Here is a 5003-nt window from a genome sequence, read left to right as displayed (position 1 = left end):
GCTAGCTTCCTAGTTTGCTCTTTGATTTTCATTGAGTATAAAATATATTCAAAAAATGATTGGTTTAAAGGCTGATCATTTTTCTGTTGCAAAGATTAACTTTTTCTGATTAATACTGAAGACAGCAATAAAAAAACCAGCGATTCAATCACTGGCTGTTAGATAGTTCTTTTAGGAAGCTCCATTGGTAGTAGACGTTTTTGTATCTGTTGTTTGAGTGCTAGAAGAAGGAACAGTCGGTTGTTCTTGTTTACTGCTAGTATCTTCTTTCTTACTTTCTGCACTGCTACTAGATTGAGTTGTTGTTTCTTCTTGTGTGTTTTCTTTTGTAGAAGTATTGTCCTTGTTTGGAGTAGTATTCTCTTGAGGGGATTCCTTTTGAATCTCTTTTATGACTGTTGTCTGGGTTGTCGTAGTTTCTTTTTTAGAGTTATTGTTGTTATTATTATTATTATTCATAGCATTCATGATGGTGATACTTGCAGTAATCAGCCCCAGAATACTACCGATAGTAGCAATCGTTTTTTGAAAAACAGTAAATCCTTTTTTGATGTGTTCCGTTTTAGGTTTTGATGTTCTACGATAATTAGACATAATATCTCTCCTTTACTAAAATTCATTATACCGAAAATCTTTAAAAAAAACTTAAATGAACCTGAATTGCCTTTCTTGTCGCCTGAACTGTTTCGTGATACAATAGAAGGAGTGATTTTAGAAAGCGTGAGAAACCATGATTTACTTTGATAATTCGGCAACGACTAAGCCTTATCCAGAAGCACTTGAAACCTATATGCAAGTGTCTGCAAAAATTATTGGAAATCCTTCAAGTCTCCATCGTTTGGGAGACCAATCTAGCAGAATTTTAGAAGCTTCTCGACAGCAGATTGCAGATTTGATTGGCAAGAAAAGCGAAGAAATCTTCTTTACCTCTGGTGGGACTGAAGGGGATAATTGGGTTATCAAAGGTGTGGCTTTTGAAAAAGCGCAATTTGGTAAACACATTATTGTGTCAGCTATTGAGCATCCAGCAGTCAAGGAGTCAGCTCTTTGGCTTAAGACTCAAGGTTTTGAAGTGGATTTTGCACCTGTAAATGAAAAAGGATTTGTAGATGTAACTGCTTTAGAAAACCTACTTCGTCCTGATACAACGCTAGTCTCTGTTATGGCAGTCAACAATGAAATCGGCTCAATCCAGCCTATTGAAGCTATATCAGAACTATTAGCTGATAAGCCAACGATTTCCTTCCATGTTGATGCGGTTCAAGCTTTAGCTAAGATTCCGACAGAAAAGTATTTGACTGACCGAGTGGATTTTGCGACCTTCTCTAGTCATAAATTCCACGGAGTTCGTGGTGTTGGATTTGTCTATATCAAGTCTGGCAAGAAAATTACACCGCTTTTAACTGGTGGTGGCCAAGAGCGTGACTATCGTTCAACAACTGAGAATGTAGCAGGAATTGCAGCAACAGCCAAGGCACTGCGTCTAGCTATGGAAAGATTGGAATTGTTTTCTAACAAAACGAGTCAGATGAAGGAAGTCATCCGTCAAGCTCTTCTCGACTATCCAGATATTTTTGTTTTCTCAGGTGAGGAAGACTTTGCTCCTCATATTCTGACCTTCGGAATTAAGGGAGTTCGTGGGGAAGTTATCGTTCATGCTTTTGAAGACTATGATATTTTCATTTCTACAACATCAGCTTGCTCGTCCAAGGCTGGGAAACCTGCTGGAACCCTGATTGCCATGGGGATTGAAAAGGATAAAGCCCAGTCAGCAGTACGCCTCAGCCTAGACCTAGAAAATGACATGAGTCAAGTTGAGCAATTTTTGACCAAACTAAAATTAATCTACAATCAAACTAAAAAAGTAAGATAGGAGCATTCATGCAGTATTCAGAAATTATGATTCGCTACGGAGAGCTTTCAACCAAGGGTAAAAATCGGATGCGTTTCATCAATAAACTACGTAATAATATCTCAGACGTTTTGTCCATTTATCCTCAAGTCAAAGTGACAGCAGACCGCGATCGTGCCCATGCTTATCTAAATGGTGCCGACTATGCAGCAGTTGCCGAGTCACTCAAGCAAGTTTTCGGAATTCAAAACTTTTCGCCAGTATACAAGGTTGAAAAATCTGTAGAAGTTCTGAAATCTGCTGTCCAAGAGATTATGAAGGACATCTACAAGGAAGGTATGACCTTTAAAATCTCAAGCAAGCGAAGCGACCACAACTTTGAGTTAGACAGTCGTGAGTTGAACCAAACTCTTGGTGGTGCAGTCTTTGAAACCATTCCCAATGTACAAGCACAAATGAAAAATCCTGACATCAATCTTCAGGTGGAGATTCGTGAAGAGGCGGCCTACCTTTCTTATGAAACCATTCGAGGAGCTGGTGGTTTACCGGTTGGAACTTCAGGGAAAGGCATGCTCATGTTGTCAGGTGGGATTGACTCACCAGTAGCTGGTTATCTAGCTCTAAAACGTGGAGTGGATATCGAAGCTGTTCACTTTGCTAGTCCACCATATACCAGTCCAGGTGCCCTCAAAAAAGCCCAAGATTTGACCCGTAAATTGACTAAATTTGGTGGCAATATCCAGTTTATCGAAGTACCTTTCACGGAGATTCAAGAAGAGATTAAGGCTAAGGCTCCAGAAGCTTATCTCATGACTCTGACTCGCCGCTTTATGATGCGCATTACGGACCGTATCCGAGAAGTGAGAAATGGTTTGGTCATCATCAATGGTGAAAGTCTTGGTCAGGTGGCAAGCCAAACCCTGGAGAGTATGCAGGCTATCAATGCGGTGACTAATACACCGATTATCCGACCAGTTGTGACCATGGATAAGTTGGAAATCATAGATATCGCTCAGGAAATTGACACCTTTGAAATTTCTATCCAGCCTTTTGAAGACTGTTGTACGATTTTTGCACCCGATCGTCCGAAGACAAATCCAAAGATTAAGAATGCAGAGCAGTATGAAACACGTATGGATGTCGAAGGTCTGGTTGAACGTGCAGTAGCAGGAATCATGATTACTGAAATTACGCCTCAAGCTGAGAAGGATGCAGTTGATGAGCTAATTGACGATCTCCTCTAATTAGAAAATCCAGAAGAATAGAGAAAATAAGTAAAAAAAGTTAGTTTATAGTCCTAAATTTGGACGGAAACTGACTTTTTTTCTATTTTTATGATATAATTAGGTAAAATTTTGAATATAGAGAGTTTTCTGACAATGAATCAATCTTATTTTTATCTAAAAATGCGAGAGCATAAATTAGTGGTTCCCTACACAGGTAAGGAGCGCCGGGTACGTGTTCTCCTCCCCAAAAACTATGATAAAGACACGGATAGAAGCTACCCAGTTGTGTATTTTCACGATGGACAAAACGTCTTTTATAGTAAGGAATCTTACGTTGGACATTCCTGGAAGATTATCCCAGCCATCAAGCGAAATCCGGATATCAGCCGTATGATTGTTGTGGCTATTGACAATGATGGACTTGGACGGATGAATGAGTATGCGGCATGGAAATTTCAAGAGTCCAACATTCCTGGTCAACAATTTGGTGGTAAGGGTGTTGAGTACGCTGAGTTTGTCATGGAAGTGGTCAAACCCTTTATCGACGAAAACTATCGGACAAAATCTGATCGCAAGCACACTGCTATGGTTGGATCTTCTCTAGGTGGCAATATTACCCAGTTTATTGGCTTGGAGTATCAGGATCAGATTGGATGTTTGGGAGTTTTCTCATCAGCTAACTGGCTTCACCAAGAGGCCTTTGATCGCTATATCGAGCGAAAAAAACTATTGCCTGACCAGCGTGTCTTTATCTATGTTGGTACGGAAGAAGCAGACGACACAGACAAGACCCTCATGGCTGGCAATATTAAGCAGGCCTATATTGACTCTTCCCTTCGCTATTATCATGATTTGATAGCGGGAGGAGTGCAGTTGGAGAATCTTTCACTTAAGGTTCAGGCTGGAGCCATTCACCATGAAGTGCCATGGTCAGAAAATCTCCCAGCTTGCCTACGCTTTTTTGCAGAAAATTGGTAATTAGTATAAAGGAGACAGGATATGAATATTGAACATCTTAGCCACTGGAGTGGTCATCTTAACCGTGAAATGTATGTTAATCGTTACGGACACGCAGGTATTCCAGTGGTTGTCTTTGCTTCCTCAGGTGGTAGCCACAATGAATACTATGATTTTGGCATGATTGATGCATGTGCATCCTTTATCGAGGAAGGTCGAGTGCAATTCTTTACTCTTTCAAGTGTCGATAGTGAAAGTTGGCTAGCAACATGGAAAAATGGTCATGACCAAGCTGAAATGCACCGTACCTATGAACGATATGTGATTGAAGAAGCCATTCCTTTTATCAAGCACAAGACAGGCTGGTTCGACGGCATGATGACGACAGGCTGCTCTATGGGAGCTTACCATGCACTCAACTTCTTCCTGCAGCATCCAGATGTCTTTACCAAGGTTATCGCCCTCAGTGGTGTCTATGATGCGCGTTTCTTTGTAGGTGACTACTACAATGATGATGCTATCTATCAAAATTCACCAGTAGACTATATCTGGAATCAAAATGATGGTTGGTTTATTGACCGTTACCGTCAGGCTGAGATTGTGATTTGTACTGGCTTAGGTGCTTGGGAGCATGATGGCCTGCCTTCTTACTACAAGTTAAAAGAAGCCTTTGACCAAAAACAAATTCCTGCCTGGTTTGCAGAATGGGGACATGATGTCGCCCATGATTGGGATTGGTGGCGCAAACAAATGCCATATTTCCTCGGTCACATGAGTCTATAAAAGGAGTCGCTTATGAATTATCTTGTAATTTCACCCTATTACCCACAAAATTTCCAACAGTTTAGTATTGAACTAGCCAATAAAGGAATCACCGTTCTAGGGATTGGGCAAGAACCCTATGAACAACTAGATGAGCCATTGCGCAATAGCTTGACTGAGTATTTCCGTGTTGATAATCTTGAAAA

General features: G+C 40.6%; 5 protein-coding genes and 1 pseudogene. 5 read left to right on the top strand and 1 reads right to left on the bottom strand.

The features are described 5' to 3' along the window. Positions 1-171: 171 nt before the first annotated feature. Positions 172-594, bottom strand: a complete 423-nt coding sequence (locus ADH31_RS07090) for a DUF6556 family protein (RefSeq protein ID WP_049509805.1) — start codon at positions 592-594, stop codon at positions 172-174. Positions 595-730: 136 nt separating this feature from the next. Between ADH31_RS07090 and ADH31_RS07085 the strand changes: the two genes are divergently transcribed. The 5 genes and pseudogenes from ADH31_RS07085 to ADH31_RS07065 all read left to right on the top strand — a co-directional run. Continuing rightward, on the top strand, positions 731-1873 hold the full coding sequence (locus tag ADH31_RS07085) for a cysteine desulfurase family protein (RefSeq protein WP_000638945.1): 1143 nt from the start codon (positions 731-733) through the stop codon (positions 1871-1873). 8 nt (positions 1874-1881) lie between these two features. After that, on the top strand, positions 1882-3096 hold the full coding sequence (gene thiI, locus ADH31_RS07080; RefSeq protein WP_049509804.1) for a tRNA uracil 4-sulfurtransferase ThiI: 1215 nt from the start codon (positions 1882-1884) through the stop codon (positions 3094-3096). Between the two features lie 135 nt (positions 3097-3231). Further along, entirely contained in the window at positions 3232-4056 is an 825-nt protein-coding gene (locus ADH31_RS07075; protein WP_049509803.1) for an alpha/beta hydrolase, read from the top strand. Positions 4057-4077: 21 nt separating this feature from the next. After that, positions 4078-4818, top strand: a complete 741-nt coding sequence (locus ADH31_RS07070) for an esterase family protein (protein WP_049509801.1) — start codon at positions 4078-4080, stop codon at positions 4816-4818. A 12-nt stretch (positions 4819-4830) separates the two neighbouring features. After that, positions 4831-5003 (top strand): annotated as a pseudogene (locus tag ADH31_RS07065) (carbamoyl phosphate synthase large subunit); the annotation flags it as partial.

This window comes from Streptococcus pseudopneumoniae (assembly GCF_001072375.1).
Taxonomy (GTDB): Bacteria; Bacillota; Bacilli; order Lactobacillales; family Streptococcaceae; genus Streptococcus; species Streptococcus pseudopneumoniae_L.
This window is presented reverse-complemented; position numbering and strand designations above follow the sequence as displayed.

Bases quoted from the DNA above. Each gene is read 5' to 3' on its own strand.
- ADH31_RS07090 (WP_049509805.1), bottom strand. From the start codon at position 594: ATGTCTAATTATCGTAGAACATCAAAACCTAAAACGGAACACATCAAA.
- ADH31_RS07085 (WP_000638945.1), top strand. From the start codon at position 731: ATGATTTACTTTGATAATTCGGCAACGACTAAGCCTTATCCAGAAGCA.
- thiI (WP_049509804.1), top strand. From the start codon at position 1,882: ATGCAGTATTCAGAAATTATGATTCGCTACGGAGAGCTTTCAACCAAG.
- ADH31_RS07075 (WP_049509803.1), top strand. From the start codon at position 3,232: ATGAATCAATCTTATTTTTATCTAAAAATGCGAGAGCATAAATTAGTG.
- ADH31_RS07070 (WP_049509801.1), top strand. From the start codon at position 4,078: ATGAATATTGAACATCTTAGCCACTGGAGTGGTCATCTTAACCGTGAA.